This is a genomic window from Caballeronia sp. M23-90, assembly GCF_053574605.1.
The window spans coordinates 1-837 of the sequence record NZ_JBSIPA010000921.1 but is presented as its reverse complement, the minus strand read 5'-3'; the positions used below and the strand labels follow the sequence as shown (position 1 = coordinate 837).

Below are 837 nucleotides of genomic sequence, written 5' to 3'. Positions count from 1 at the left end.
ATAGCAAAGGCCCCGCGTCGCTGCGCTCCGTTTGTTCGCGATGACGTGGAATTCCTGTTCGCTTTGCCTTGGAATCACGATTCACTTTGCCGTGGAATGGCCATTCACTTTGCGTGGAATACGCAGAAGGCTTCAGCCGCATCTTGGGCGAGAGTTGGATAATCCAGCCGATGCGTAATGTCGAGCAACGAGCGGCCAAGGTCTGACGGGATGATGTTGAAGAGTGTCGTCGCCGTTGGCGTGAAACGGCTGATTCGCATTGCGCGATCGACGAAAACGGTGGCAATGCCCGTTGCCGAAATCAGATTAAGCAAATCATCATTGGCCTTGCCTGTTTCAAAAATCTTACTTTGCAGCTCTGTATTAACGGTTACGAGTTCTTCATTAATTGATTGAAGCTCTTCCTTGCTGGTCTCCAACTCCTCGGTTGTCGAGCGAAGCTCTTCGTTGATCGCTTGCAGTTCCTCGTTGGACGCCTTGAGCTCTTCGGTGGATGCATCGGCATGTTCCAGACTCGCCTGCAACTGATTGCGTGCCGTGCGCAGTTCTGATTCCAGCGAATCGATCAACGGGTTGCGAGCCTTACTGGCGCGAGGATGTTCCGCGATCTCCGATCCAGCGCTTGCATCAACGATCTCGTTAAAAATGATTAAAAAGAATTTACTGCCCGTTGCTTCATCGATGAACGGCCGTACTCCCGTACTTACCGTCAGCCCTGCGTGCCAATATGAGATGCGACACCTGCCTTGGACCAATTAGAGTACAAAGACAGGATGCAATTCATGGCCAATCCGATGAAATCTGTAGTGAAGCCCGTACCGCAGCCCGCTGGGCTGG

1 protein-coding gene is annotated in these 837 nt (G+C 52.2%); it reads right to left on the bottom strand.

Annotated features, from left to right (window positions below; genetic code table 11):
• Nucleotides 1–104: 104 nt before the first annotated feature.
• Nucleotides 105–569 carry a PAS domain-containing protein gene (locus ACRXB1_RS37005; protein WP_449494901.1) on the bottom strand — a complete coding sequence of 155 codons (465 nt, stop codon included), beginning with the start codon at nucleotides 567–569 and terminating at the stop codon, nucleotides 105–107.
• Nucleotides 570–837 lie beyond the last annotated feature (268 nt).